The following is a 25462-nucleotide window of genomic DNA, read 5'->3' as shown; positions in this document are numbered from 1 at the left end:
GACCAGGCGGAGGCAGCGGAGGCCTACACCAAGGCCTTGTCGACGCTCCGGGCGCAGACTGAGGACGCGGCGCGCGCCCTGACGCTGAAGCTCGCGCCGGCACTGGCCGAGGTGCTGAAAGGCTTCAACACCGGCGGCATCCGCGGCGCTGGAGACGCGATCGGCGAGCTGATCGGGCTCGGTTCAGCGTACTACGAAGGCAAGGCGCTTGGCCGGCTCAAGTCCGACCTCAAGGACCTTGAGGCACAGGCAAAGCGGCTGCGCACCGTGGTCCGCATCTCGCCGACAAGCCCGCTCGCGGCCGAGCTCGAGCAGGTAGAGGCACAGATTGCGCAGCGAACCGAGGCGATCGCGGCGGCCCGGGCCAAGTACCTGCGTCTGACGGATGGCAGCGCCGGCGGCGGCCGGGGCTTCGTGAACCCGGAAGCGGTGAAGCCCTCCCTTCCCGACCTCGGCGAGCTCGAGCGCCAGGGCAAGGCAGCCGAAGCGGCGGCGAGGTTCTATGCCGACCTGCGGACCAGCATCGCCGGCAAGCGCGGCGAGGCCGAGGCCGAGCTCGCCGGCGGCGAGAAGCTCAGCAGCGCCCAGCAGTTCGCGCTCGGTGTCGTGCAGAAGCTGGCCGGCGCCGAGGTGGCGCTGTCGGACGCGCAGAAGCGCGCGGCCGCCGCGGCGCTCGAACAGTACCTCGCCACGGCTGCCACGATCGAGCAGCGGCGGGACCAGCGCGCGGCCGCTGAGGCGCTCGCGAAGTCGGAGCGCGAATCGTCCGAGGCACTCGACCGCCAGGCCGAGGCGCGCCTCTCGGCGAACGCATTGCTTCGCGAGCAGATCGAGGTGATCGGCCTCACGGCCGACCAAGTCGACCGCCTGCGCATCGCGCGCCTCGAGGAGGCGATCGCGACCGAGCGGGCCGCACTGGCAATCGCACGAGCCCGCGACGCGTCCGAGGCGCAGTCGGCCGGCGGGGAGCGCAATCTCCGCCTGCTCGAGGAAGAATTCCGCCTGCGGCGGGAACTGTCCGAACGCACGCGCGTGGCGGCCCAGCTCGAGCAACTGCGCACCGGTGCCGACTCGCTGGCGGGTGGCTTGGCCGGTGCCTTCGGCCGAGCGCTGACCGAGGGCGGGAAGTTCCGGGACCTTCTGACCGACATCGGCCGGATTGGTCAAGGCGTCGCGGTGCGCGTGCTGATCGAGGAGCCGCTCGCCGAGTCCCTGCGCACCACGTTCCGCGGCCTGCTGCCGGGCGCCGGCGCTGACTCTGCGACAGCATCGCAGACGGCCGCGATCGCGACGAACACCGGCGCGGTGACGACGTCGACCGGTGCGCTCACGGCGCTCACGCAGGCGGCCGGCGCGGCCGCCGCGGCTCTCGCTGCGATCAGCGGGCAGAAGGCCGCGTCGGGCTTCGCATCCTTCCTCGGCTTCGGCTCGCCTGGCGGGACGGGCCTCGAGGGGCTGTCGCCAGACGCGCTCAGCTACTTCTACCACGATGGTGGAGTGGCAGGCGCCGGCGGCCGCGCGGCACGCATGCAGGCATCGGTGTTCGCCGGTGCGAAGCGCTACCACTCCGGCGGGATCGGCGGCCTCATGCCAGACGAGGTGCCTGCGATCCTGCGCAAGGGTGAGGAGGTTATCCGGCGCGACGACCCGCGGCACCGCGCGAACGGCGGAGCCGGGCGGCCGGTCAACGTCTACGTCGAGAACCACGCCGGCGCGCAGGTGCGGGCCGAACCGACAGGCAATGGTGACGTGCGCGTGTTGGTCGAGGCAGCGGTCGCCGAGGTCGACCGGCGCATCGCCGGCGGCGGCTCGACGTACTCGGCGCTGAAGAACCGATTCGGCCTGCAGCCTGCCCTCGCGCGGCGCGGCTGAGTGTCCCGCCCCGCGCTGCAGGGACGAGACGCGGTCCGTACCATTCGCGTGTGGACCCGTGGCCTATCGCAATCGCAATGCTCGTGGGCACCTTCGCCACGCCGGCTGTGAGCTGGCCGGCGGAGCGTTGCCGTGTGGTGATTGCGACCGAGCCCGCGGGCGAGCCCGACGAATCCCTGCCACCGGAGCCACGCACCGCGCTCGACGACGAGGCGCTGCTCGCACAGCTGCAGCAGCTCGGGACAGGCAGCGTGCGCACCATCGCAGCGGCTACGGGTCGGCCGAAGTCATCCATCGGTCGCGCGCTGAAGCGCCTCGCCCGAGCGGGCTCCGTGCGCATGGAAGCCGACGGCTGGCGCAATGCGTGACACGTCACGCCGGGCGAAGTCGCCCTCCATTAACCTAGGGTATCCGCACTTCTCAGTGGCAAGGACAGTTGGTATACAGTCAGGCCATCATGTGGTGCGGTGCAGCATTTGCCGTGGTTCGGGCTCCTCGCTTGCCCATAGTGGCTTACGACCGGGGGTAGACATGGACAAAGTTAAGCTGAAGACGTTCTGGGCCGGTTACAAGCGCGGCTTCACTGCTCCAGTGTCCTTCGAGGTATCGACGCTTGAACTCCCGGCGTTCAAGTCGGTGACAATCCATCAGTTCTCACAGCGCCCGGAATCGACGGAAGCATCCATCGGCGGTCACTGGAAGCGGGTGGGGGAGTCGATTGCCACTGCCATGGACGCTTATGGCCGAACCGCGAGACCCGTCGACCAAGCAAGGGGTGAGAAGCGCTCGGGACGACGAGTTGCCGGACGTATTGGAACCAAGCAAGCCGCATAGACCGCCTCAGGTCATAGACGCTTCGTTCGAGGGGCCCCTTCCCCTTCCAGCGCATCTGCGCGAGTACAACGACATCCTTCCTGGAGCGGCTGAGCGCATCATGGCAATGGCTGAGGCCGAGCAGCGTTCTCGCCTGGCCATACTCGAACGCGAGTCATTGATTGCCACCGACCTTGCCCGTGAAGAAGCCAGGCACCAACAGCGGAGCCTGAACGGGCGGCTCAATCTCGAGGCGCTTGGGATCTGGCTCGGCGCCCTATCGTCCCTGTTCATTTTCGTCGGAGCGCTGGTTTTCGCCTACTTGGCGCCGAACGCGGGCGAAAGTGCCGCCGCGATCTTGTTGGCCGCCTTGCCGGGTATCGCCACACTCGTCGCGGCGTTTCGACGTAGGCGGACGGACGAGAGTACAGCCTCGTCATCCGATGCACCGCCGCCTTCCAAAGCAAAGCGCCGGCGGTAGGCCAGCGAGTCGGGGGCACATTTGGGGGAATCGTTCTGTCGAGTTCGGGAGAACGTCAATGATCAAGCGACTTTCGAATGATCATCCGGACGACGCTCTCCCGCCATCCCCCCATGCAGGCCGCAGCAGGCCCTCGCCAAGCCGGCGCGGTGCGTCGGCGCCGCCGACAGCTCCCTAGTTCGTTCCCACCGCTTGGGGATGTCCGTGGAATGCCGCGGGCCGAAGAATGCCTCGCATCAGCGGCCCGCCGGCCGCACGAGGAAACGACGATGGCCCGCATGTTCCGCACCGAAACCTCCGGCGACAAGGCCCTTGCGCTGCGCCAGTTGCTGCACGCCCGCGGGCTCGACGCACGCGACTTCGACATCGAGGAAGACGCCCAGTCCGGCATCAGCCAGTTGCTCGGCCTGGTGGGCGGCATCATCACGCTGCGGCGCCGCTCGACCGGCGAGATCCGCGTCTACGCCGCCGGCCCCGGCTCGGCCTGGTACGCCGCGGTGGTCTCCGACCTGGACCGCGGCTACTTCGGCAAACCCGCGCCGACGCGCGCGTTCCTGAGCCGGCATGCCCCCGGGCCGGCCGCGCTGTGGATCTGAGCGGCTGAGCGTCCTCAGCGCTTGACGTAGTAGAGGAAGGCGAGCATCGCCACCGCGCCCAGCGCGATCACCAGGCCGGCGGAGAGCCACAGCACGGCCCCGCCGCCCCCGCTCGAGCGCCGGTTGCGCCGCATCACGCGGGCGTCCGGCGGCATCGAGTAGTAGCCCGAGAGCGACGAGAACCCCGTGGACGGGACGAACTCGCTGGGTCGCTCGTCCTTCGGCTCGGCCTCCCAGTCGAACACCTGCGTGGTCTTGAAATCGTTGCGTGAACGTGTCATGCAGCGATTTTTTTCGGGCGCGTGCAACATCGCACAGCCCGTGGCCACGGGGCGACGCTTACGTTTTGAAACAAGCCGTGAACTAGTGCCCGGTTTCGGCCAGGTCGCGGTACAGGTCCATGTAGCGCGCAGCCGACCCGGCCCAGGAGAAATCCTGCGCCATGGCCGTGCGCACCAGGCGACGCCAGTCGTCCGGCCGCGACCACACCTGCCATGCCCGCTGCAGCGCGCCCTCCAGCGCCGCCGGCGTCGCGGCGTCGAACACGAAGCCGGTGGCACGCCCTTCCTGCTGCGCGGCGCCACTCGCGTCGACCACCGTGTCGGCCAGGCCGCCCACACGGCGCACCAGCGGCAGCGTGCCGTAGCGCAGGCCGTACATCTGCGTCAGCCCGCAGGGCTCGAAGCGCGAGGGCACGAGGATCACGTCCGAGCCGGCGATCAGCCGGTGCGCGAAGGGCTCGTCGTAGCCGATGCGCACCGCCACGCGCCCGGGGTGGCTGAACGCCGCGGCATTGAACGCGGCTTCGAGCACCGGGTCGCCGCTGCCCTGCAGCACCAGCTGGCCGCCCTGGCGCAGCAGGGCCGGCAGCGCGGCCAGCACCATGTCCAGCCCCTTCTGCGCCGTCAGCCGGCTGACGACGCCGAACAACGGCGTGCCCGCTTCCTCGGCCAACCCCAGCTCGCGTTGCAGCGCCGCCTTGCAGCGGGCCTTGCCGGACAGGTCGCCCGCCGCATAGCGCGCGGCGATGGCGGTGTCCTGCGTCGGGTCCCAGACGCGCCGGTCCACGCCGTTGAGGATGCCGGAGACGTCGGCCGACCGGCCGCGGATCACGCCGTCCAGGCCGCAGCCGAACTCGTGCGTGGCGATCTCGCGCGCGTAGGTGGGGCTGACGGTGGTGATGCGCCGGGCGAACTTCAGGCCGGCCTTCATGAACGAGAGCTGGCCGTGGTACTCGAGCCCGTGCGACTGCATGAAGCGCGGCGGCAGGCCGAGCTGGGCGAAGTCGTGCAGCGGGAACAGGCCCTGGTAGGCCAGGTTGTGCACCGTGAACACCGAGCCGGCCGTGGTGCCCGGATGCGCGGCCATGTAGGCGCAGGCCATGCCGGCATGCCAGTCGTGCGCGTGCACGACCTGCGGCGTCCACTCCGGGTCGAGTTCGCCGGCAGCCAGGTGCGCGGCCATCCAGCCCAGCAGCGCGAAACGCTGCAGGTTGTCGCTCCATTCACCGCCGTCGCCGGCCTGGTAGGGCCCGCCCGGGCGCCGGTACAGGTAGGGCGCGTCGATCAGGTAGACACCCATGTGGCTGCCGGGCAGCTGGCCGCGCCGCAGCGTGACGCGCGCGGCGCCGAACAGCGGCCCGATCTCGAGCAGGGGCTTCTGGTGCAGCACGGCGTCGACCACCGCCGGGTAGCCCGGCAGCACCACCCGCACGTCCGCGCCGGCTTCTGCCAGCGCCGGCGGCAGCGCCCCGACGACATCGGCCAGCCCGCCGGTCTTGACGAGCGGAAAGACCTCCGCCGCCGCGTGCAGCACCCTCATTCCGTGCCCTGCTCCAGGAAGCGCGACAGCATCTCGCGCGTGACCAGCGTGATGCCGTTGTCGGTGCGGTAGAAGCGCTGCGCGTCGAGCGCGGCGTCCTCGCCGATCACCATGCCGTCGGGGATGCGGCAGCCGCGGTCGACCACCACGCGCGTGACGCGCGCGCCGCGACCGACCTGCACGCCCGGCAGCAGCACCGCCCAGCTGACGTTGGCGTAGGAGTGCACCCGCACGTTGGAGAACAGCACCGAGCGGAACACCGAGCCGGACACGATGCATCCGCCGGAGACCAGCGACTCGATCGCCATGCCACGCCGGTCGTCCTGGTTGTGCACGAACTTGGCCGGCGGCAGCTGCGGCTGGTGGGTCCAGATCGGCCAGCGGTTGTCGTACAGGTTGAGCAGCGGGTCGGTCGCGGTCAGGTCGATGTTGGCGTCCCAGTACGCGTCGATCGTGCCGACGTCGCGCCAGTACGGCTCCTCGTTGATGCGCGTGCCGACCGCGCTCAGCTCGAACGGGTGCGCGGCCGCCTGGCCGTTCTTCACCGCGCGCGGGATGATGTCCTTGCCGAAGTCGTGGCTCGAGTTCGGGTCGTTGATGTCGCGCTCCAGCTCCTTGTACAGGTAGCGCGCGTTGAACACGTAGATCCCCATGCTGGCCAGCGAGCGGCCCGGCTTGCCGGGCAGCGACGGCGGGTCGGACGGCTTCTCGACGAAATCGGTGATCAGGCTCTTCTCGTTGACCGCCATCACGCCGAAGGCCTTGGCCTCCTCGCGCGGCACCTCGATGCAGCCGACCGTGCAGTCGCGCCCCTTGGCCACGTGGTCGGCCAGCATCAGCGCGTAGTTCATCTTGTAGATGTGGTCGCCGGCCAGCACGACGATGTAGTCGGCGCCGTAGCTCGCGAGGATGTCCTGGTTCTGGTAGACGGCGTCGGCCGTGCCGCGGTACCAGCTCTCCTCGTCGACACGCTGCTGCGCCGGCATCAGGTCGACGAACTCGTTCATCTCGCTCTTCAGGAAGGCCCAGCCGCGCTGCAGGTGGCGCATCAGGCTGTGGCTCTTGTACTGGGTGATGACGCCGATGCGGCGGATGCCGGAGTTCAGGCAGTTGGACAGTGCGAAGTCGATGATGCGGAACTTGCCGCCGAAGTAGACCGCCGGCTTGGCGCGCCGGTCGGTCAGGTTCTTGAGCCGGCTGCCGCGGCCCCCGGCCAGCACCAGGGCCACCGCCCGCTTGGGCAGGTCCAGGCTGAGGGCGAGTTCGTTCGGTGTCATCGTTGTCTCCTGCGGTGATGCTCGTTTCAGGGAGTGTCGGTCACTACCAACGATCATCGGGGTATTGTCGGTGCCGCCGCAACAGGGGCTGCGGCAGACTCGGCGCGAAAATTGCGTCGCGTCACCGTGCCCCGACTGGCCGGATGCCGCCAGCCCGAGGACCCTTCCCGTGACTTCCAGCCCACTGACCAACGACACCATCTGCTCCGGCATCGAGGAGCACCTGCTGCAGACCGTCGGGGTGGATCCGGCGCTCGCCGGCACCACCGACCTGATGCAGGCCGTGGCCCAGGTGGCCCGCGAGCAGTTGTCGCGCCGCTGGGTGGCCACCCAGGCGCACGACCGCGCCGCCAAGGCGCGGCGCGTCTACTACCTGTCGATGGAGTTCCTGATCGGCCGCACGCTCGGCAATGCGCTCGCGGCGCTGGACCTGAACAACGGCGTCGCGCAGGACCTGAAGCAGCATGCGCAGGCGCTGGAGGACGTGGCCGAGCGCGAGCCCGACGCCGCGCTGGGCAACGGCGGCCTGGGCCGGCTGGCAGCCTGTTTCCTCGACTCGATGGCCACGCTCGGGCTGCCCTCGTTCGGCTACGGCATCCGCTACGAGTACGGCATGTTCGCGCAGGAGATCCGCGACGGCTGCCAGGTCGAGTTCCCCGATCCCTGGCTCGCCAACGGCACGCCGTGGGAGTTTCCGCGCGCGTCGGTGACCTACCCGGTGCGCTTCGGCGGCTGGGTCGAGCACCAGGGCCCGAACGGCGAGCGTGCCGTCTGGCGCCCGGCCAGCGCGGTGGCCGCGAAGGCGCACGACATGATCGTGCCCGGCCACGGCACCGACAAGGTCAGCACGCTGCGCCTGTGGAAGGCGGTGGCGCCCGAGCACATCGACCTGCACGCCTTCAACACCGGCGACTACGCCCGCGCGGCCGGGCTGAAGAACGAGGTCGAGAACATCTCCTGGGTGCTGTACCCGAACGACAGCACGCCGGCCGGCCGCGAGCTGCGCCTGCGCCAGGAGTACTTCTTCGTCACCGCCTCGGTGCAGGACATCCTGCGCCGCCACCTCGAAGAACACACCAGCCTGGCCAACCTGGCGGAGCAGGTGGCGATCCACCTCAACGACACGCATCCGGCGATCGCGGTGGCCGAGCTGATGCGGCTGCTGTGCGACGAGCACGGCATGGCCTGGAAGGAGGCCTGGTCCATCACCGGACGGGTGTTCTCCTACACCAACCACACGCTGATGCCCGAGGCGCTCGAGACCTGGCCGGTTTCCCTGATGCAGCATGTGCTGCCGCGCCACCTGGAAATCATCTTCCGCATCAACCAGGAGTTCCTCGACCTCGCCGCCAGCCGGCGCCCGGGCGACGTCGGCTTCCTGGCCCGGCTGTCGCTGATCGACGAGCACGGCGAGCGGCGCGTGCGCATGGCGCACCTGTCGATCGTCGGCAGCCACAAGGTCAACGGCGTGTCGGCGCTGCACTCCGAGCTGCTGGTCAAGACCATCTTCGCCGACTTCGCCGCGCTGTGGCCCGAGCGCTTCACCAACATGACCAACGGCGTGACACCGCGCCGCTGGCTGGCGCAGGCCAATCCGGGCCTGGCCGGGCTGCTGGACCGCTCGATCGGCACCGGCTGGCGCGCCGACCTGGACCAGCTGCGCCGCCTGGCCGAACTGCGCGGCGATGCGGCCTTCCGCGACGAGTTCATGGCCGTCAAGCGGGCCAACAAGGTGCGCCTGGCGGCGCATGTGGCGCGCACCACCGGCATCGCGATCGACCCGGCCAGCCTGTTCGACGTGCAGGTCAAGCGCATCCACGAGTACAAGCGCCAGCTGCTCAACCTGCTGCACGTGGTGACGCGCTACCACGCGATCCTGGCCCAGCCGGGCGCCGACTGGCAGCCGCGCACCGTGATCTTCGCCGGCAAGGCGGCCTCGTCGTACACGATGGCCAAGGCCATCATCCGGCTGATCCACGACGTGGGCAGCGTGGTCAACCGCGACCCGCGCGTGGGCGACCGGCTCAAGGTGGTGTTCGTGCCCAACTACGGCGTCTCGGTGGCCGAGGTCGTCATGCCCGGAGCCGACCTCTCCGAGCAGATCTCCACCGCCGGCACCGAGGCCTCGGGCACCGGCAACATGAAGCTGGCGCTCAACGGTGCGCTCACCATCGGCACCGACGACGGCGCCAACATCGAGATCCGGCAGAACGTCGGCGACGACAACATCTTCATCTTCGGCCTGAAGACGCCCGAGGTGCAGGCCCTGCGCGCCAGCGGCTACCAGCCGCTGCGCCACTACGAGGCCGACATCAAGCTCAAGGCCGTGCTCGACGCGATCGCCGGCGGCCAGTTCTCGCCCGGCGAGCCCGGGCGCTACCGCGGGCTGGTCGACGCCCTGCTGTGGGGCGGCGACCAGTACCTGCTGCTGGCCGACTACGCCGACTACGTGAAGACCCAGGCGCGCGTCGACGGTCTGTACCGCCAGCGCGCCGAGTGGGCCGGCAAGGCGATCGCCAACGTGGCCGGCATGGGGGCGTTCTCGTCGGACCGCACGATCCGCGAGTACGCACGACAGATCTGGGGCCTGGCGCCGAACCCGTGAACCCACCCACCCTGCAGCGCGGCCACCCGTGGCCGCTGGGCGCCCACTGGGACGGCCAGGGCGTCAACTTCGCCGTGTTCTCGGCGCACGCGCACCACGTCGAGCTGTGCGTGTTCGATGCCGAGGGCCGGCACGAGCTGGCGCGCCACGTGCTGCCGGCGCACAGCCACGACGTCTGGCACGGCTACCTGCCCGGCGCCGGGCCGGGGCTGGTCTACGGGCTGCGTGCGCACGGCGCCTGGCGGCCCGAACGCGGCCACCGCTTCAACCCGCACAAGCTGCTGCTCGACCCCTATGCACGCGAGGTGGTGGGCCGCTTCGACTGGCGCCCCGAACATGGCGGCGCCGACCCGCAGCATGGCGGCCACATGGACGGGCGCGACAACGCGACGCATGCGCTGAAGGCACGCGTCGTCGACGAGCGCTACGACTGGCGCGGCGACCGGCACCCGCACATCCCGATCGAGCAGACCGTGATCTGCGAGCTGCACGTCAAGGGCTTCACGATGCGGCACCCCGGGGTACCCGCGGCGCTGCGCGGCACCTACGCAGGACTGGCCAGCGACGCGGCCATCGCGCACCTCCAGCGCCTGGGCGTGACGGCCGTCGAACTGCTGCCGGTGCACCTGCACCTGGACGAGCATCGCCTGGTGCAGATGGGCCTCACCAACTACTGGGGCTACAACACGCTGGGCTTCTTCTGCCCCGACCCGCGGCTCGCCAGCGGCCACGGCGGCCTTAGCCCGCGCGACGAGTTCCGCGCCATGGTGGCCAAGCTGCACGAGCACGGCATCGAGGTGATCCTCGACGTGGTCTACAACCACACCGCCGAAGGCGACGAGCACGGCCCGACGCTGAGCTTCCGCGGCCTGGACAACGCCAGCTACTACCGCCTGCCGCCGCACGCGAAGGCGCACTACGACAACTACGCCGGCTGCGGCAACACGCTCGACCTGCGCCACCCGCGCGTGCTGCAGATGGTGCTCGATTCGCTGCGCTTCTGGGCCGGCGAGATGCATGTCGACGGCTTCCGCTTCGACCTCGCGCCGGTGCTCGGCCGCGGCGACCACGGCTTCGACCGCCATGCGCCCTTCTTCACCGCGCTGGCACAGGACCCGCTGCTGTCGCGCCTGAAGATGATCGCCGAGCCCTGGGACGTCGGCCCCGGCGGCTACCAGGTCGGTGGCTTCCCGGGTGGCTGGCTGGAGTGGAACGACCGCTACCGCGACACGATGCGCGCCTTCTGGATCGAGGGCAGCCACACCCGCGGCGACTTCGCGCAGCGCCTGTGCGCCTCGTCCGACATCTTCCAGCCGCGCGGGCGCGCGCCCTTCGAATCGGTCAACTACGTGGTCTCGCACGACGGCTACACGCTGCTCGACCTGGTGAGCTACGCGCACAAGCACAACGAGGCCAACGGCGAACACAACCGCGACGGCCACGGCCACAACCACAACGCCAACTGCGGCGTCGAGGGCCCGAGCGACGACCCGCAGGTGGTGGCGCTGCGCGGCCGGCTGCGCCGCGCGCTGCTGGCCAGCACGCTGCTGTCGCAGGGCACGCCCATGTTCGCCGCCGGCGACGAGTTCGGCCACACGCAGGGCGGCAACAACAACCCCTACTGCCAGGACAACGGGACCACCTGGCTCGACTGGTCGCGCGCCGACGCCGACCTGATCGCCTTCACCGCGCGCCTGATCGCGCTGCGCCAGGCCGCCCTGCCCTTCGCCAACCGCTGGTACGACGGCCTGCCCGACCGCCACGGCCTGCAGGACGTGACCTGGCTGCGGGTGGACGGCAGCGAGCTGCACGGCGACGAATGGCGCCGCCCCGACGGGCGCGCCTTCGGCTGCCTGATCGGGCGGCCCGGCGCCTGCCCGGTGCCGATGCTGCTGCTGGTCAACGGCGATGCGCCGGCGGTGGAGTTCACGCTGCCGGCGGGGGCCTGGCAGGCGCTGCTGGACACCGGCGACCCGCGCGGCCGGTCCGACCGGCACGTGCGCGGCCCGGCCCCGCTGACGGTCGGCGGGCGCAGCATCATGGTCTTCGCCCTCGAGGGGCACGGCCTGCGTCTGCCGGAGAATTGAACCATGCGCCTCGAACGAGCCAGCGGCATCCTGCTGCACCCGACCTCGCTGCCCGGCCCGCACGGCTCCGGTGACTTCGGGCCGGCGGCCTACCATTTCGTCGACTGGCTCGCCGCTGCCGGGCAGAAGCTCTGGCAGATCCTGCCCCTGGGCGGCATCGGCCCGGGCAACTCGCCCTACATGAGCACCTCGGCGTTCGCCGGCAACCTGCTGCTGGTGGACCTGGCCGAACTCGTCCGGCACGGCTGGCTGCAACCCGACGAGCTGGCGCCGCCGCCGGGAATCTCGGCTCGGTGCCTCGAGTTCGGCGCGGTGGTGCCCTTCCGCATGGACCGGCTGGCCCGCGCGGCGCAGCGCTTCGCCGACGGCGCCGGCGCGGCCGAGCGCACGGACTTCGAGGCCTTCCGGCACCATCACGCCGGCTGGCTGCGCGACTACGCGCTCTTCATGGCCCTGGCCGAGCGGCAGGGCTGGCGCGACTGGTGCGACTGGGACGCCCCGCTGGCCGCGCGCGAGCCGGCGGCGCTGCAGGCCGCGGGGCGCGAACTGGCCGAGCGCGTGCAGTTCTACGAATTCGGCCAGTGGTGCTTCTTTCGCCAGTGGGGCGCGCTCAAGGCCTACGCCAACCGGCGCGGCGTGAAGATCGTCGGCGACGCGCCGATCTTCATCGCCTACCAGAGCGCCGAGGTGTGGGCGCGGCGCGAGCTGTTCGAGCTCGGGGCCGACGGCCGACCGACGGTGGTGGCCGGCGTGCCGCCGGACGCCTTCAGCGCCACCGGCCAGCGCTGGGGCAACCCGCTGTACCGCTGGAGCGCACACGCGGCCGAAGGCTATGCCTGGTGGACACAGCGCATCCGCGGCATCTTCGAGCTGGTCGACATCGTGCGCATCGACCACTTCCGCGGCTTCGCCGGCTACTGGGAGATCCCGGCCAGCGAGCCCACCGCGATGGTCGGGCGCTGGGTGAGCGGCCCGGGGCCGGCGCTGTTCGAGGCGATCGCGCGCTCGCTCGGGCCGCTGCCCATCATCGCCGAGGACCTGGGCGTGATCACGCCCGACGTGCTGGCGCTGCGCAAGCAGTTCGACTTTCCCGGCATGCGCATCCTGCACTTCGCCTTCGACGGCGGCAGCGGCAACACCTACCTGCCGCACAACCACGAGCCGGACGCCGTGGTCTACACCGGCACGCACGACAACGACACCACGCTCGGCTGGTGGGCCTCGCTCGACGAGGCCCAGCGCGAACGCGTGCGCGACTACCTCGGCAGCGACGGACAGGAGATCCACTGGGACCTGCTGCGTGCCGCCTGCGCCAGCGTGGCCGACACGGCGATCCACCCGCTGCAGGACGTGCTCGGCCTGGACGGCGCGAGCCGGATGAACTTCCCCGGCTTCGGCGCGGGCTACTGGACCTGGCGCTTCGACTGGGCGCAGGTGCAGCCGATGCACGCCGAGCGACTGGCGCACTGGGCGCAGCTGTACCGGCGCGACGGCACGCCGCTGCAGACCTGAAAACAGAACGGGGCGCCCGCAGGCGCCCCGTCTCGGTGGCGTAGCCCCGGATTAACGCACCACGGCGATCTGCTCGCGCTTCTCGCCCTTGTAGGTGAACAGGGTCAGCGCGCCGTTCTTGATGTCGCCCTTGTCGTCGAAGGTGATGTTGCCGGTCACGCCCTTGTAGTTGGCCTTGGCCAGCGCCGGCAGGTACTTGGCCGGGTCGGCCGAGCCGGCCTTGACCATCGAGTCGGCCATCACCATCACCGCGTCGTACACGTACGGGGCGTAGATCTGGACATCGGCGCCGAACTTCTTCTTGAAGTCGTCCTTGAACTTGTCCATGCCGGCCTTCTGCGCACCCTCGACACCACCGGCCTCGGCGCACACCACCTGGCCGTCGGCCATCGAGCCGGCGGCCAGCTTGGGCAGTTCGCCGGAGCAGATGCCGTCGCCGCCCATGAACTTGGCGCTGATGCCCAGCTGCTTCATCTGGCGCAGCATCGGGCCGGCCACCGCGTCCATGCCGCCGAAGAAGACCACGTCGGGCTTCTTGGCCTTGATGGCAGTGAGGATGGCGGTGAAGTCGGTCGCCTTGTCGTTGGTGAACTGCTGCTCGGCGATGCTGCCGCCGCTGGCCTTGACGGCCTTGGCGAACTCCTCGGCCACGCCCTGGCCGTAGGCGGTGCGGTCATCGATCACCGCGAAGGTCTTGCCCTTGAGCTCCTTGACGGCATAGCGGCCCAGCGTGCCGCCGAGCTGCGTGTCGTCGGCCACCACGCGGAAGGCCGTCTTGTAGCCCTGGCGGGTGTACTTCGGGTTGGTCGCCGACGGCGAGATCTGCGGGATGCCCGCGTCGAAGTAGATCTTCGAGGCCGGGATGGTGGTGCCGGAGTTCAGGTGGCCGATCACGCCGTTGACCTTGGAGTCGACCAGCTTCTGCGCGGCCGCCGTGCCCTGCTTCGGATCGGCGCCGTCGTCCTCGGCGAGCAGCTCGAACTTGGCCTTCTTGCCGCCGATCATCACGCCCTTGGCGTTGAGTTCGTCGATCGCCATGCGCGCGCCGTTCTCGTTGTCCTTGCCGAGGTGCGCGATCGCACCGCTGGTGGGCCCGACGTGGCCGATCTTGACGACCACTTCTTGGGCGGACGCCGTACCTGCCGCGATCAGCGCAGCCACAGCCACCAGGTTCAGTTTGACTTGCATGCAATAGCCTCCGGATGGGATGTTGAGAGAGAGTGTCGGTGAGGGTTTTTCTCAACGGCCGAGACGATACCCCAAAAAAACGGGCGTTCCGCCCAGGGAAACCTGGGTGCATCGGCTGCGGCCTCGGGCCACAACGCGCGGCTCAGCGCCCGCGATGACGGGACAATTCCTGAGCCACGGCCCGAGCCACGACGTCTCGCAAGGTCGATGCCAGCTCGGCCCGCGCCTCGCGCAGCAGCGCGTCGGTGGCCCGTGTCAGCGCCGGTGTCAGCACTTCGCGCAGCTTCACCTCGAGCATCAGGTCGATCTGGCGCTGCAGGTCGGCGAGCACCTTCTCCACCAACGCGTCCTCGTCGATCTTGGGCCAGCCGGCGCGTCGCTCGACGAACGGCGGGCTGGCCGGCGGCCGCGCGATGGCCGGCGGATCCGGCGGCGGCTCCGGGGCCGCGGCCGCCGCCGCCTCGGCCTCGCGCAGGCGCACCACCTCGGTCAGCGTGGGCACGCGCGTGGGCGGCACCTGCCTCGTGTTCACGCCTCGACCTCGTGCTTCTCGATCGGGTAGCCGCGCGCGCTGTAGTGCTTCCAGCGCAGCCGCGCGGCAGCGCGGTCGTCCTCGTCCGTGGAGACGATCTCGACCAGACGCTCGAAGCTCTCGAAGCCGGCCGGCAACTCGCTGCCCAGGTTGACCAGCACCTCGTGGTGCAGCGCGTGCGCCGTGTCGGCCACCAGGCACACCGGCGTGCCCTGCAGGCGTTCGGGCAGCGGCGCCGGGCCGTCGCGGCGCAGGTGCGGCACGAACTCGATCGGGTCGAAGGTCCAGAGCAGCCGGTCCAGCTCCGCCAGCAGCGGCGCCGGGCCGGTGGCGGTGATGCGCGCGCCCTGGCGCGTGGCCTTGCGCAGCAGCCGGCAGGCGTAGCCGAGCCGGTGCGGCACGTTGAAGTGGAAGCTGATCCGGGTCATCCCGCGTGCGCGAGCACGAAGTGGGTCAGCAGCGGCACGGGGCGCCCGGTGGCGCCCTTGGCCGCGCCGCTCTTCCAGGCCGTGCCGGCGATGTCCAGGTGCGCCCAGGGGTACTTGCGCGCGAAGCGGTGCAGGAACTTGGCCGCGGTGATGGCGCCGCCGGCCCGGTTGCCCACGTTGGCCATGTCGGCGAAGTTGCTCTTCAGCGCTTCGTCGTACTCGTCGTCCAGCGGCATGCGCCAGCATGGGTCGAGTGCGCTGCGGCCGGCGGCCAGCAGCTGTTCGGCCAGGCCGTCGTCGGCGCTGAACAGCCCGCTGTGGTGGTGGCCGAGCGCAATCACGCAGGCGCCGGTCAGCGTGGCGACGTCGACCACCGCGGCCGGCTTGAAGCGCTCGGCGTAGGTCAGCGCGTCGCACAGGATCAGGCGGCCCTCGGCATCGGTGTTCAGGATCTCGATGGTCTGGCCCGACAGGCTGGTGACCACGTCACCCGGCTTGACGGCCCGGCCGCCGGGCATGTTCTCGCAGGTCGGCACCAGCACGACGAGGTTGAGCTTCGGCTTGAGCTGCGCGATCGCGCGCAGCGTGCCCAGCACGCCGGCGGCGCCGCCCATGTCGAACTTCATCTCGTCCATCTCGGCGGCCGGCTTGATCGAGATGCCGCCGGTGTCGAAGGTGATGCCCTTGCCGACCAGCACCACCGGGGCCTGCGTCTTCGGCGCGCCGTGGTACTGCGCCACGATGAAACGCGGCGGCTCGTCCGAGCCCTGCGCGACGGCCAGGAACGAGCCCATGCCGAGCTTCTCGATCGCCTTGCGGTCCAGCACCTCGACCTTCAGTCCGAACTCCTTGCCGAGCTTCTTGGCCTGCTCGCCCAGCCAGGTGGGCGTGCAGTGGTTGCCGGGCCGGTTGGCGCACTCGCGCGCCAGCGCCACGCCCGCGGCGATCGCCTCGCCGCGCGCCAGGCCCTGCGCCACCGCCTTGGCCTCGGCCTTGCCGCACAGCAGGCTGACCTTGGCCAGCGCCGGCGCCTTGGGTGCGCTCGGCTTGGTGTGGCGGTAGACATAGACCGCATCGTGCACCGCCGCGACCAGCGCCTCGGCCGGCGCGGCGTCGAGCGCGCCCGCACCGCTGAAGGCCACCGCGAGGTGCTTGGCACCACCGGCCTTCACCAGGCCCAGGCCGGCCGCGAGCGCCGCCTTGATCGCCTTGGCCGAGGCCGCCCCGGCCGCCGCGAACACCACCCTGGCCGCCTTCACGCCGGCGGGCCGGTGCAGGTAGACCGTCTTGCCGGCCTTCAGCTCGAAGTCGCCCTGCGCGAGCGCATCGGCCAGCGCCGCGGCGAGCGGCGCGTCCAGCGCGGCATCGGCCTGCTCGCCGGCGACGATCACGAGCAGCGCATCGCAGCCCACGTTGGCCAGGGTGTCGAGCGGGGCGATCTGGTGGCGGAATTCCATCGGCGTCGTCAGTCGGGATAATCGACGGATGTTATTCGATTCCTCCCTGCGGGCCGACCTGGCGCGCAGCTTCGGGGCGACGCTGGTCGTGATCCTCACCATCGTGCTGACGATGATGCTGATCCGCACCCTCGGCCTGGCCGCCGGTGGCCGCATCGCCCCGCAGGACGTGGTGCTGCTGCTGGGCTACACCGCGCTGGCCCACCTGCCCACCATGCTGGCGCTGTCGCTGTTCGTGGCCGTGGTGGCCACGCTCGGGCGCATGTACCGCGACAGCGAGATGACGATCTGGTTCGCCAGCGGCGTGGGCCTGTCGCGCTTCGTTCGGCCGGTGCTGCGCACCACCTGGCCGGTGCTGCTGGTGATCGGGCTGCTGGCGCTGTTCGTCTGGCCCTGGATGAACCAGCGCGTGGCCGAGCTGAAGGAGCGCTTCGAGCGCCGCTCCGACCTCTCGCGCGTCGTGCCCGGCCAGTTCCAGAGCTCGAGCGACGGCAAGCGCGTGTTCTTCATCGAGCGCGACGCCGGCGACGGCCGCACCGGGCGCAACGTGTTCATCCTGACCAGTTCGGGCAGCGTCGAGTCGGTCACCTCGGCGCGCAGCGGCCGCATCGAGCTCGACGGCGACGACCGCTTCCTGGTGCTCGACCGCGGCCAGCGCAACGAGCGCGACGCGGCCAGCGGCGCGAAGACGCTCTCGCGCTTCGAGAACTACCGCGTGCTGGTCGGCGAGCGCGCCCTGTCCAGCATCGAGGAACTGCCGCCACGCGCCAAGCGCAGCATCGAACTGCTGTTCGACCCGGCGCCCAAGAACCAGGGCGAGCTGGTGTGGCGCCTCGGCCTGCTGTTCGGCGGCACGAACCTGGTGCTGCTGGCGATCCCGCTGTCGGCCTCCAACCCGCGCCGCGCCAGCAACTGGAACCTGCTGATCGCGCTGCTGGCCTTCGTTGTCTACTACAACCTCATCAACCTGTCGCAGGCCTGGGTGGCGGCCGGCAAGCTGACGCTGGGCAGCGCGCTGCTGCTGTTCCACGGCGGCGCGTTCGTGCTCGCGCTGGGCCTGCTGTGGTGGCGCGAGCAGGGAGCGCGGCGCTTCGGCTGGAGCCGGCCGGTGCGGGCAACCCCGGCGGCCAAGGCATGAAGACGGTCCGCCGCCTGTTCCAGCGCGACATCGTCGGCGCGGTGGTGTTCGTCGCCGTCGCCTTCCTGTCGCTGTTCTTCTTCATCGACTTCGTCGACGAGCTCGGCGACGTGCGCCCGCGCGGCTACACGCTGCTGCACGCCTTCGCCTACTCGCTGCTGCTGGTGCCGGGCCACCTGTACGAGCTGGCGCCGATCGCGGTGCTGATCGGCACCATCTACGCGCTGGCGCGGCTGGCGCAGTCCTCCGAGTACACCATCCTGCGCACCGGCGGGCTCGGCCCGGGGCGCGCGCTGCGCCTGCTCGCCAGCCTGGGGCTCGGCTTCGCGCTGCTGACCTACCTGGTGGGCGACTACCTCGCGCCGGTCAGCGAGCGCGAGGCGGCACGGCTGCAGGCCGGTGCCAAAGGGGCCCAGGTGGTCGGGCGCAGCAGCGCCTGGCTCAAGGACCATGCCAGCACGCCCGAGGGCGAGCGCAGCTACTCGGTCAACGTCGGCGCCACCCGCGCCGACGCCACGCTGCAGGACGTGCGCATCTTCGAGTTCGATGCCGACGGCCGGCTGCTGCGCCGCGTGGCCGCGGCACGCGCCAAGGTCGACCAGGGACACTGGCGGCTCGAGGACGTGCTGGTCACGCGCTGGAGCGCGGGCGACGCCGCCGCGCCGGCCTTCGCCAGCGAGCAGCGCCTGCCCTCGCTCGACTGGCCGAGCTCGCTGTCGGCCGGCGTGGTCGCCGCGGCGGTGCTGCCGCTGAAGACCATGTCGACGGTCGAGCTGTTCCGCTACATCGGTCACCTGGCCGACAACGAACAGGCCGCGCAGCAGTACGAGATCCAGTTCTGGAAGCGCGCGCTCTACCCGTTCGCCTGCCTGGTGATGGTGGCGCTGGCCCTGCCCTTCGCCTACCTGCACGCACGCGCCGGCGGCGTGAGCCTGAAGGTGTTCGGCGGCATCATGATCGGCATCTCCTTCGTGCTGCTGAACAACATGGCCAGCCACCTCGGCCTGCTGCGCAACTGGACGCCCTGGATCGTTGCCGCGGCGCCCAGCGCGCTGTTCCTGCTGCTCTCGCTGGCGGCGTTCTCCTGGCTGGTGAGGTACCGATGAAGCGTGGCCTGCTGCTCTTCGCCCACGGCGCGCGCGACCCGCGCTGGGCCCTGCCCTTCGAGGCCATCGTGCAGCGCATCGCCGCGCGCGCGCCCGGCCTCCCGGTGCGGCTCGCGTTCCTCGAGTTCATGGCGCCCACCCTGCCCGAGGCCGGCGATGCGCTGGTCGCGCAGGGCTGCGACGAGATCGAGGTGGTGCCGCTGTTCCTCGGCGCCGGCGGCCATGTGCGCAAGGACCTGCCCGAACTGCTCGCCCGGCTGCGCCAGGCACACCCCGGCAGCACCTGGCTTCTGCGCCCGGCGATCGGCGAGGTCGACAGCGTGATCGACGCGATGGCCCGCGCCGCGCTGGGGAATCCAGACTGAGGTGGAATAATCCGGGCGTTCCAAAGAACGCACGGACATATGAACCTGCATCAGTTCCGCTTCGTGCAAGAGGCCGTCCGGCAGAACCTGAACCTGACCGAGACCGCCAAGGTGCTCTACACCTCGCAGCCGGGCATCTCGAAGGCCATCCTCGAGCTCGAGGACGAACTGGGCGTGGACATCTTCGCGCGCCACGGCAAGCGGCTGCGGCGCGTCACCGAGCCGGGCCAGCAGGTGCTCAAGTCGATCGAGCTGATCATGCGCGAGGTCGGCAACCTCAAGCGCATCGGCGAGGAGTTCTCCAAGCAGGACGCCGGCACGCTCTCGATCGCCACCACGCACAGCCAGGCGCGCTACTTCCTGCCCGAGCCGATCGCGCAGCTGCGGCGGCGCTTCCCCAAGGTCAGCGTGAGCCTGCACCAGGGCTCGCCCGAGCAGGTGGCGCGCTGGGTGCTCGAGGAGGTGGCCGACGTCGGCCTGGCCACCGAGGCGCTGGATGCGCACGAGGAGCTGGTCACGCTGCCGTGCTACGAATGGCAGCACGCGCTGGTGATGCCGGCCGGGCACCCGCTGGCGCAGCTCGAACGGGTGGAGCTCGAGGACCTGGCGCTGCAGCCGCTGGTTTCCTACCACCCGTCGTTCAGCGGCCGCACGCGGGTCGACCAGGCGTTCGCGGCGCGCCGGCTCAAGCCCAACATCGTGCTCGAGGCGATCGATGCCGACGTGATCAAGACCTACGTGCGCCTCGGGCTCGGCGTGGGCATCGTCGCCGAGATCGCGGTGCGCGACGATCCGCCCGGCGGCGAACTCGTCTCCCGCCCGGTCGGCCACCTGTTCGGGCGCAACGTCACGCGCATCGCCTTCAAGCGCGGCGCCTACCTGCGCAGCTTCGTGTACGCCTTCGCCGAGATGCTGTCCGAGCGGCTCAGCCGGGCGCTCGTGGTGCAGGCGATGACCGGGCCCAAGACCACCGACTACTCCCTCTGACCATGATGAGCGACACCGCCGTCCGCACCCCCGCCATCGTGAGTCGCCTGCCGCGCGTCGGGACGACCATCTTCACGGTGATGTCCGCGCTCGCGCAGCAGCACGGCGCCGTCAACCTCGGCCAGGGCTTCCCCGACTTCGACTGCGACCCGCGCCTGCTCGACGCGGTGAACGACGCCATGCGCGCCGGCCTGAACCAGTACCCGCCGATGGCCGGCGTGCCGGTGCTGCGCGAGGCGATCGCCGCCAAGATCGAGGCGCTGTACGGGCGCCGCTACGACCCGGGCAGCGAGATCACCGTCACGGCCGGGGCGACGCAGGCGATCATCACCGCCATCCTCGCCGTGGTGCACCCGGGCGACGAGGTGATCGTGCTCGACCCCTGCTACGACAGCTACGAGCCCAACATCGAGCTGGCCGGCGGCCGCGCGGTGCACGTGCCGCTGACGCCGGGCACGTTCCGGCCCGACTTCGCGCGCATCGCCGCGGCGCTGAACCCGCGCACGCGGGCGATCATCGTCAACACGCCGCACAACCCGAGCGCGACGGTCTGGTCGGCCGAGGACATGCAGCGCCTGGCCGCGCTGCTGCGGCCCACCGACGTGCTGCTGATCGCCGACGAGGTGTACGAGCACATGGTCTACGACGGCGCGCGTCACGAGAGCGTGGCGCGCCACCCGGAGCTGGCGCAGCGCGCCTTCATCGTCTCGAGCTTCGGCAAGACCTACCACGTGACCGGCTGGAAGATCGGCTATGTCGCAGCGCCTGCGGCGTTGACGGCCGAGTTCCGCAAGGTGCACCAGTTCAACGTGTTCACGGTCAACACGCCGATGCAGCACGGCCTGGCGGCCTTCATGGCCGACCCCTCGCACCACCTGAACCTGCCGGCGTTCTACCAGCGCAAGCGCGACCTGTTCCGCGCCGGGCTGGCGGGCAGCCGCTTCAAGCTGCTGCCCAGCCAGGGCAGCTACTTCCAGTGCGTGGACTACGGGGCGATCAGCGACGAGCCCGAGGAGGCCTTCTGCCGCCGCCTGACCACCGAGCTCGGCGTCGCGGCGATCCCGCTGTCGGCGTTCTATGCCGGCGGCTTCGAGCAGCGCATCGTGCGCTTCTGCTTCGCCAAGAAGGACGAGACGCTCGTGCTCGCGCTGGATCGCCTGGCGCGGCTCTGAGCGCCCGGCCCTGGGGGCGCTCAGCAGGCCGATCCGCCGCCGCCCTCGTCCTTCGGGCGCACGTTGACCAGGCCGAGCAGGCGCTCGTCGCGCGCCGGTGCCACGCCGGGCAGCGCGATCGTCACGTCCAGGTCGACCGCGGGGTTCAGCTGGTCGGTCGCGGCAAAACCGAGCAGCCGGCTGGCGGTCAGCTTCTCGATCGGCTTCTCGGGCTCCTCGCCGTCGAGCGGCAGCAGCAGGTCCACGGCACCGGCCACGCCCGGGTGCTCGGCCAGGTCGCGGGCGATCGAGTAGAGGAACAGCAGCTCGCGGTAGGCCGGCAGGTCGAAGGTGTCCGGGTTCTCGTCCTCGCGCAGCAGCGCGGCGTCCAGCGAGAGCGTCACGCGGGCCGGGTCGCTCCACAGGCGCTGCAGCTGGGCCATGGCCTCGGGGTAGTCCTCCAGCGACTTGCCTTGTGCCAAGTCGTGCTCCCAGTCGGGGGCGTAGGTGTTGAAGCGGTTGTTGAAGCGGTCGCGGATGCGCTCGTAGGCCTCGCGGTCGCCGCGCCGGCGGTAGATCTCCAGCAGCTTCAGGTAGGGCAGCGGGCTCGCGCCGCCGCTGCTGCGCACATGGCCCATCAGCAGGTCGATGGCCGCATCGTCCTGACCCAGCACGACGAAGAAGTCGGCCTGCTGCTCCAGGTCGATCAGTTCCTCGACCGACAGCTCGCGGCGCAGCGTCGGCGGGTCGGCCAGGGCCACCGGCGCCGGCGGCGGCGCCACTGGCGGCAGCACCGTGGGCGGCACCAGCGTCGGGTGCGGCATCGTCGCCGGGTTCTCCAGCTCGCGCAGCACCGCACCGTCGTCCATCACGGCGGGGCGGGTCTCGACGCGGCCGACGTCCGGGGCCGGGCTCGGGGCCCGCTCGGCACGGCGCGGCGCCGGCGCAGTGCCCCCGGCAGGAGCCAGCCACCATTGCGAGGCCGGCCGGCTGCGCGACTGTCGCCACCACAGCAGGCCCACCACCGCGGCCAGCAAGGCCGACAGTGCCGCGAGCGCATAGACCAGCGGATTGGTGTAGCGCGCCGACTGCGCCTGATCGAGGCTGGCCTGCAGCGTGGCCAGGGCCTTCTGCGTGGCCTGCGACTCGGCGCGCAGGCGCGCCAGGTCCTGCTCCATCGCCACCAGTCGGCGCTGCGCCGCCTCCGCGGCACTGGCCGCCGCGGCGGCCTGCGCGGCCTGGACCGCCCCGACGCTGGCGAGCACCGCCGAGGCAGCGTCGGCCACCACGGCCGCGGTCTGCACCGGCGGCACCGGGCGCGGGTCGGCCGGCGCGGCGGCGGGATCGAGTTGCAGGCGCGGGCCGCTGCGGCGGGCCACGGTGGCGGCCGGAGGCTGCGGACGCGGGCGGGCCGGCGCGTCGGCACGGCGCGTGGCGGCCTCGCCGGCGTCCGGCCTGCCCTCGGCCACACGCACGCGCGGCGGGCGTGCCGCCACGGCGCGCGGTGGCGGCGTCGTGGCCGGCGCGGCCGCTGGCGGTGCGGAGGCCGCGCTGGCCGCCTCGACGACACCGACCACCGGCGCGACCTGCGACTCCACGCGCTGTGGCGGCAGGCTCAGTGGCGCGACACCGCCCGACTGGGCCAGGTTCACGCCCGGCGGATCGACCAGCGTGACGAAGCTGCGTGTCAGGCGCCCGTTGCATCCGGCGCTCAGGGTGACGGTGACCACCGGTTCCTCGATCGCTGTGGTGGTCGTGATGCGCAACAGGCGTTCGCCCGCGTCGTTGCCCGGCTCCACGGTCAGGCGCACGGCACCCGGCGGCACGCGGACGTCACCGGCCAGCACTTCGGCCGAGACACACTCGCGCGGCAGGGATTCGTCAGGCTCGAGCCGGACGGCAGCGGCAAAGTTCAGCGGCTGGCCGAGCGACGAGACGTTGATCACCCGGCCGAACCCGAGCGCCTGCACCGAGCCGGCCGCACACAGCAGTGCGCACCCGATGAACACGATCGGGGCGGGTCTGGAGGGAGTTCGCATTCGTCACGTGAGGTTCCGAAGGCACTCTAGCATGGCGGTCTTTGTGCACGCCCCCGCAGCGGGGGACAGTGTGGACCATGCACGTGACACAATCCTTCACACTTCGCCTCCTGTGCAGTCCGTCACGCCCGGGTGGGCGCGGGCGGTCCCTTCTGCACACGCCCTTGCCGCGCCGGCGCCCCTGTCGCGCCGGTGACTGAACACGATGCAGCCCGTTCTTACCATCGACGAACGATCCAACATCGACTCGGGCACGTGGTTCTCGAAACTCTCGCTGCCGCTGCGCCACGACATCCTCGAACGCGCCAGCGTGCGGCGCTACCCGGACGGCGCCACGCTGTCCTCGCGCGGCACGCCGGCCGAAGCCTGGTGCGGCGTCGCCAAGGGCGCCGTGCGGGTCGGCTCGGTGTCGCTCTCGGGCAAGCAGGTCACGCTGACCTATGTCGAGCCCGGCACCTGGTTCGGCGACATCGCGCTGTTCGACGGCCTGCCGCGCACGCACGACGCCACGGCCCATGGCGAGACCACCTTGCTGGTCGTCTCGCGCGCCGACTTCAAGGCCCTGCTGGCGGCCCATGTCGAGCTGTACGACGCGCTGCTGCGCCTGAACTGCCGCCGCCTGCGCCTGATGTTCGACCAGATCGAGGACCTGAACACCCGCCCGCTCGCCGCACGGCTGGCCAAGCAGGTGCTGCTGCTGGCGCGTGCCTACGGCATTCCGCAGGGCGACGAGGAGATCCGCATCGGCCTGCAGCTCGCCCAGGAGGATCTGGCCCAGCTGCTCGGTGCCTCGCGCCAGCGCGTCAACCAGGAGCTCAAGGGCTTCGAGCGCGAGGGCGCGGTGCGCGTCGAGCCGACCCGGCTGGTGGTGCTGTCCAAGGACAAGCTGCTCTCGATCGCTGAACGCTGACGACGATGGACCACAATTCCGGCACCAAGCCCGTCTCCGAGCAGCACGCCTTCGATGCCGGCGCGCTGGCGAGCTACCTCGCGCAGCACCTGCCGGGCTTCGAGGGGCCGCTCGCGGTCGAGCAGTTCAAGGGCGGCCAGTCCAACCCGACCTTCAAGCTCGTCACGCCCGGCCGCACCTACGTCATGCGCAGCAAGCCCGGCCCGGTGGCGAAGCTGCTGCCCTCGGCGCACGCGATCGAGCGCGAGTACCGCGTGATGAGTGCGCTGCACGGCACCGGCGTGCCGGTGCCGCGCATGCTGCTGCTGTGCGAGGACGAATCGGTGATCGGCCGCGCCTTCTACCTGATGGAGTTCGTCGCCGGCCGGGTGCTCTGGGACCAGACCCTGCCCGGCATGACACCCGCCCAGCGCGCCGCGATCTACGACGAGATGAACCGCGTGATCGCCGCGCTGCACCGGGTCGACACCAGCGGCGCGCTGGCCGACTACGGCAAGCCGGGCAACTACTTCGAGCGCCAGATCGGGCGCTGGAGCAAGCAGTACGTCGCCTCGATCACCGAGCCGATCGAGGCGATGGACCGGCTGATGGACTGGCTGCCCGCGCACATCCCCCCGGGCGCCCGCGACGAACGCGAACGCGCCGTGGTGCACGGCGACTACCGGCTCGACAACCTGGTGTTCCACCCCGAGGAGCCGCGCATCCTGGCGGTGCTCGACTGGGAGCTCTCGACGCTCGGCCACCCGCTGGCCGACTTCAGCTACCACTGCATGTCCTGGCACATCCCGGGCGGCCTGTTCCGCGGCATCGGCGACGCGGACCTGGGCAGCCTCGGCATTCCCGACGAGAAGGCCTACGTGCGCCGCTACTGCGAACGCACCGGGCGCAGCGACCCCGACGCCGTGATGGCCGACTGGAACTTCTACATGGCCTACAACCTGTTCCGCATGGCCGGCATCCTGCAGGGCATCGCCAAGCGGGTGGTCGAAGGCACCGCCGCCAGCGCCCAGGCCCGCCAGGCCGCGGCCGGTGCCCGCCCGCTGGCCGAGATGGGCTGGCGCATCGCACAGCAGGCCTCCTGACCCTTCACCCGAGGA

At 70.9% G+C, this 25462-nt stretch carries 22 protein-coding genes; 14 read left to right on the top strand and 8 right to left on the bottom strand.

What is annotated here, in order from left to right; translation table 11 throughout:
* The 4 genes from D9C15_RS33545 to D9C15_RS26495 all read left to right on the top strand — a co-directional run.
* On the top strand, window positions 1-1872 hold a 1872-nt coding region (locus D9C15_RS33545), incomplete at its 5' end, for a coiled-coil domain-containing protein (RefSeq protein ID WP_205854910.1).
* 83 nt (window positions 1873-1955) lie between these two features.
* Window positions 1956-2240: a MarR family transcriptional regulator gene (locus D9C15_RS26505; RefSeq protein ID WP_128001793.1), complete on the top strand. Its 285-nt coding sequence runs from the start codon at window positions 1956-1958 to the stop codon at window positions 2238-2240.
* 371 nt (window positions 2241-2611) lie between these two features.
* The gene (locus D9C15_RS34390) at window positions 2612-3166 is read left to right on the top strand and encodes a DUF2335 domain-containing protein (protein WP_128001791.1); all 555 of its coding nucleotides are present in this window, start codon (window positions 2612-2614) and stop codon (window positions 3164-3166) included.
* Between the two features lie 278 nt (window positions 3167-3444).
* Entirely contained in the window at window positions 3445-3762 is a 318-nt protein-coding gene (locus tag D9C15_RS26495) for a hypothetical protein (RefSeq protein ID WP_128001789.1), read from the top strand.
* Between the two features lie 14 nt (window positions 3763-3776).
* Here D9C15_RS26495 and D9C15_RS26490 read toward each other — a convergent pair whose 3' ends face one another.
* From D9C15_RS26490 to glgC, 3 genes are all read right to left on the bottom strand, one after another.
* On the bottom strand, window positions 3777-4043 hold the full coding sequence (locus D9C15_RS26490; protein ID WP_128001787.1) for a hypothetical protein: 267 nt from the start codon (window positions 4041-4043) through the stop codon (window positions 3777-3779).
* Between the two features lie 82 nt (window positions 4044-4125).
* Complete coding sequence (gene glgA / locus D9C15_RS26485) at window positions 4126-5583, bottom strand: glycogen synthase GlgA (RefSeq protein ID WP_128001785.1); 1458 nt, start codon at window positions 5581-5583, stop codon at window positions 4126-4128.
* On the bottom strand, window positions 5580-6860 hold the full coding sequence (gene glgC, locus D9C15_RS26480; protein WP_128001783.1) for a glucose-1-phosphate adenylyltransferase: 1281 nt from the start codon (window positions 6858-6860) through the stop codon (window positions 5580-5582). The genes glgA and glgC overlap by 4 nt, the downstream gene beginning before the upstream one ends.
* 169 nt (window positions 6861-7029) lie before the next feature.
* Here glgC and D9C15_RS26475 point away from each other — a divergent pair, with 169 nt between their 5' ends.
* Genes D9C15_RS26475 through malQ form a run of 3 tightly spaced genes read left to right on the top strand, consistent with a single transcriptional unit; the run spans window position 7030 to window position 13064 of the window.
* The gene (locus D9C15_RS26475; protein ID WP_128001781.1) at window positions 7030-9465 is read left to right on the top strand and encodes a glycogen/starch/alpha-glucan phosphorylase; all 2436 of its coding nucleotides are present in this window, start codon (window positions 7030-7032) and stop codon (window positions 9463-9465) included.
* Window positions 9462-11552 (top strand): glycogen debranching protein GlgX, encoded by a 2091-nt coding sequence (gene glgX, locus D9C15_RS26470; protein ID WP_128001779.1) that lies wholly within the window; start codon window positions 9462-9464, stop codon window positions 11550-11552. The genes D9C15_RS26475 and glgX overlap by 4 nt, the downstream gene beginning before the upstream one ends.
* Before the next feature lie 3 nt (window positions 11553-11555).
* Window positions 11556-13064, top strand: coding sequence for a 4-alpha-glucanotransferase (gene malQ, locus D9C15_RS26465; protein WP_128001777.1), 1509 nt, complete (start codon window positions 11556-11558; stop codon window positions 13062-13064).
* Window positions 13065-13115: 51 nt separating this feature from the next.
* Here malQ and D9C15_RS26460 read toward each other — a convergent pair whose 3' ends face one another.
* The 4 genes from D9C15_RS26460 to D9C15_RS26445 all read right to left on the bottom strand — a co-directional run bounded on the left by D9C15_RS26460 (window position 13116) and on the right by D9C15_RS26445 (window position 16669).
* A complete protein-coding gene (locus tag D9C15_RS26460) occupies window positions 13116-14252 on the bottom strand; it encodes a branched-chain amino acid ABC transporter substrate-binding protein (protein WP_128001775.1) in 1137 nt (378 codons plus the stop codon).
* A 142-nt stretch (window positions 14253-14394) separates the two neighbouring features.
* A complete protein-coding gene (locus tag D9C15_RS26455; RefSeq protein WP_128001773.1) occupies window positions 14395-14784 on the bottom strand; it encodes a hypothetical protein in 390 nt (129 codons plus the stop codon).
* The gene (locus D9C15_RS26450) at window positions 14781-15212 is read right to left on the bottom strand and encodes a DNA polymerase III subunit chi (RefSeq protein ID WP_128001771.1); all 432 of its coding nucleotides are present in this window, start codon (window positions 15210-15212) and stop codon (window positions 14781-14783) included. The genes D9C15_RS26455 and D9C15_RS26450 overlap by 4 nt, the downstream gene beginning before the upstream one ends.
* A complete protein-coding gene (locus tag D9C15_RS26445; protein WP_128001769.1) occupies window positions 15209-16669 on the bottom strand; it encodes a leucyl aminopeptidase in 1461 nt (486 codons plus the stop codon). The genes D9C15_RS26450 and D9C15_RS26445 overlap by 4 nt, the downstream gene beginning before the upstream one ends.
* Window positions 16670-16697: 28 nt before the next feature.
* Here D9C15_RS26445 and lptF point away from each other — a divergent pair, with 28 nt between their 5' ends.
* Genes lptF through D9C15_RS26420 form a run of 5 tightly spaced genes read left to right on the top strand, consistent with a single transcriptional unit; the run spans window position 16698 to window position 21437 of the window.
* Complete coding sequence (gene lptF / locus D9C15_RS26440; RefSeq protein ID WP_128001767.1) at window positions 16698-17807, top strand: LPS export ABC transporter permease LptF; 1110 nt, start codon at window positions 16698-16700, stop codon at window positions 17805-17807.
* Complete coding sequence (gene lptG / locus D9C15_RS26435; RefSeq protein WP_128001765.1) at window positions 17804-18913, top strand: LPS export ABC transporter permease LptG; 1110 nt, start codon at window positions 17804-17806, stop codon at window positions 18911-18913. Before lptF ends, lptG begins: the two co-directional genes overlap by 4 nt.
* Window positions 18910-19278 (top strand): sirohydrochlorin chelatase, encoded by a 369-nt coding sequence (locus D9C15_RS26430; protein ID WP_128001763.1) that lies wholly within the window; start codon window positions 18910-18912, stop codon window positions 19276-19278. The genes lptG and D9C15_RS26430 overlap by 4 nt, the downstream gene beginning before the upstream one ends.
* A 39-nt stretch (window positions 19279-19317) precedes the next feature.
* Window positions 19318-20265, top strand: coding sequence for a CysB family HTH-type transcriptional regulator (locus D9C15_RS26425; RefSeq protein ID WP_128001762.1), 948 nt, complete (start codon window positions 19318-19320; stop codon window positions 20263-20265).
* A gap of 2 nt (window positions 20266-20267) precedes the next feature.
* The gene (locus D9C15_RS26420) at window positions 20268-21437 is read left to right on the top strand and encodes a pyridoxal phosphate-dependent aminotransferase (protein ID WP_128001760.1); all 1170 of its coding nucleotides are present in this window, start codon (window positions 20268-20270) and stop codon (window positions 21435-21437) included.
* A gap of 20 nt (window positions 21438-21457) precedes the next feature.
* Here D9C15_RS26420 and D9C15_RS26415 read toward each other — a convergent pair whose 3' ends face one another.
* Window positions 21458-23425, bottom strand: a complete 1968-nt coding sequence (locus tag D9C15_RS26415; RefSeq protein WP_128001758.1) for a type IV pilus assembly protein FimV — start codon at window positions 23423-23425, stop codon at window positions 21458-21460.
* 235 nt (window positions 23426-23660) lie between these two features.
* Between D9C15_RS26415 and D9C15_RS26410 the strand changes: the two genes are divergently transcribed.
* Together D9C15_RS26410 and D9C15_RS26405 are read left to right on the top strand one after the other, a co-directional pair.
* Window positions 23661-24365 (top strand): Crp/Fnr family transcriptional regulator, encoded by a 705-nt coding sequence (locus D9C15_RS26410; protein ID WP_128001756.1) that lies wholly within the window; start codon window positions 23661-23663, stop codon window positions 24363-24365.
* 5 nt (window positions 24366-24370) lie between these two features.
* Complete coding sequence (locus D9C15_RS26405) at window positions 24371-25447, top strand: phosphotransferase family protein (protein WP_375138823.1); 1077 nt, start codon at window positions 24371-24373, stop codon at window positions 25445-25447.
* The last annotated feature ends 15 nt before the right edge of the window (window positions 25448-25462 follow it).

This window comes from Piscinibacter defluvii (genome assembly GCF_004011805.1).
Taxonomy (GTDB): domain Bacteria; phylum Pseudomonadota; class Gammaproteobacteria; order Burkholderiales; family Burkholderiaceae_C; genus Piscinibacter; species Piscinibacter defluvii.
Note: the sequence above shows the minus strand (reverse complement) of the source record. Positions and strands in the feature narration are given on the sequence as shown.

Coding starts and splice junctions, on each gene's coding strand:
- lptF (WP_128001767.1), top strand. CDS start 16,698: ATGTTATTCGATTCCTCCCTGCGGGCCGACCTGGCGCGCAGCTTCGGG.
- D9C15_RS26420 (WP_128001760.1), top strand. CDS start 20,268: ATGATGAGCGACACCGCCGTCCGCACCCCCGCCATCGTGAGTCGCCTG.
- D9C15_RS26410 (WP_128001756.1), top strand. CDS start 23,661: ATGCAGCCCGTTCTTACCATCGACGAACGATCCAACATCGACTCGGGC.
- glgA (WP_128001785.1), bottom strand. CDS start 5,583: ATGAGGGTGCTGCACGCGGCGGCGGAGGTCTTTCCGCTCGTCAAGACC.
- glgC (WP_128001783.1), bottom strand. CDS start 6,860: ATGACACCGAACGAACTCGCCCTCAGCCTGGACCTGCCCAAGCGGGCG.
- D9C15_RS26425 (WP_128001762.1), top strand. CDS start 19,318: ATGAACCTGCATCAGTTCCGCTTCGTGCAAGAGGCCGTCCGGCAGAAC.
- D9C15_RS26450 (WP_128001771.1), bottom strand. CDS start 15,212: ATGACCCGGATCAGCTTCCACTTCAACGTGCCGCACCGGCTCGGCTAC.
- D9C15_RS26495 (WP_128001789.1), top strand. CDS start 3,445: ATGTTCCGCACCGAAACCTCCGGCGACAAGGCCCTTGCGCTGCGCCAG.
- D9C15_RS26460 (WP_128001775.1), bottom strand. CDS start 14,252: ATGCAAGTCAAACTGAACCTGGTGGCTGTGGCTGCGCTGATCGCGGCA.
- lptG (WP_128001765.1), top strand. CDS start 17,804: ATGAAGACGGTCCGCCGCCTGTTCCAGCGCGACATCGTCGGCGCGGTG.
- D9C15_RS26405 (WP_375138823.1), top strand. CDS start 24,371: ATGGACCACAATTCCGGCACCAAGCCCGTCTCCGAGCAGCACGCCTTC.
- D9C15_RS26430 (WP_128001763.1), top strand. CDS start 18,910: ATGAAGCGTGGCCTGCTGCTCTTCGCCCACGGCGCGCGCGACCCGCGC.
- D9C15_RS34390 (WP_128001791.1), top strand. CDS start 2,612: ATGGCCGAACCGCGAGACCCGTCGACCAAGCAAGGGGTGAGAAGCGCT.
- malQ (WP_128001777.1), top strand. CDS start 11,556: ATGCGCCTCGAACGAGCCAGCGGCATCCTGCTGCACCCGACCTCGCTG.
- D9C15_RS26445 (WP_128001769.1), bottom strand. CDS start 16,669: ATGGAATTCCGCCACCAGATCGCCCCGCTCGACACCCTGGCCAACGTG.
- D9C15_RS26490 (WP_128001787.1), bottom strand. CDS start 4,043: ATGACACGTTCACGCAACGATTTCAAGACCACGCAGGTGTTCGACTGG.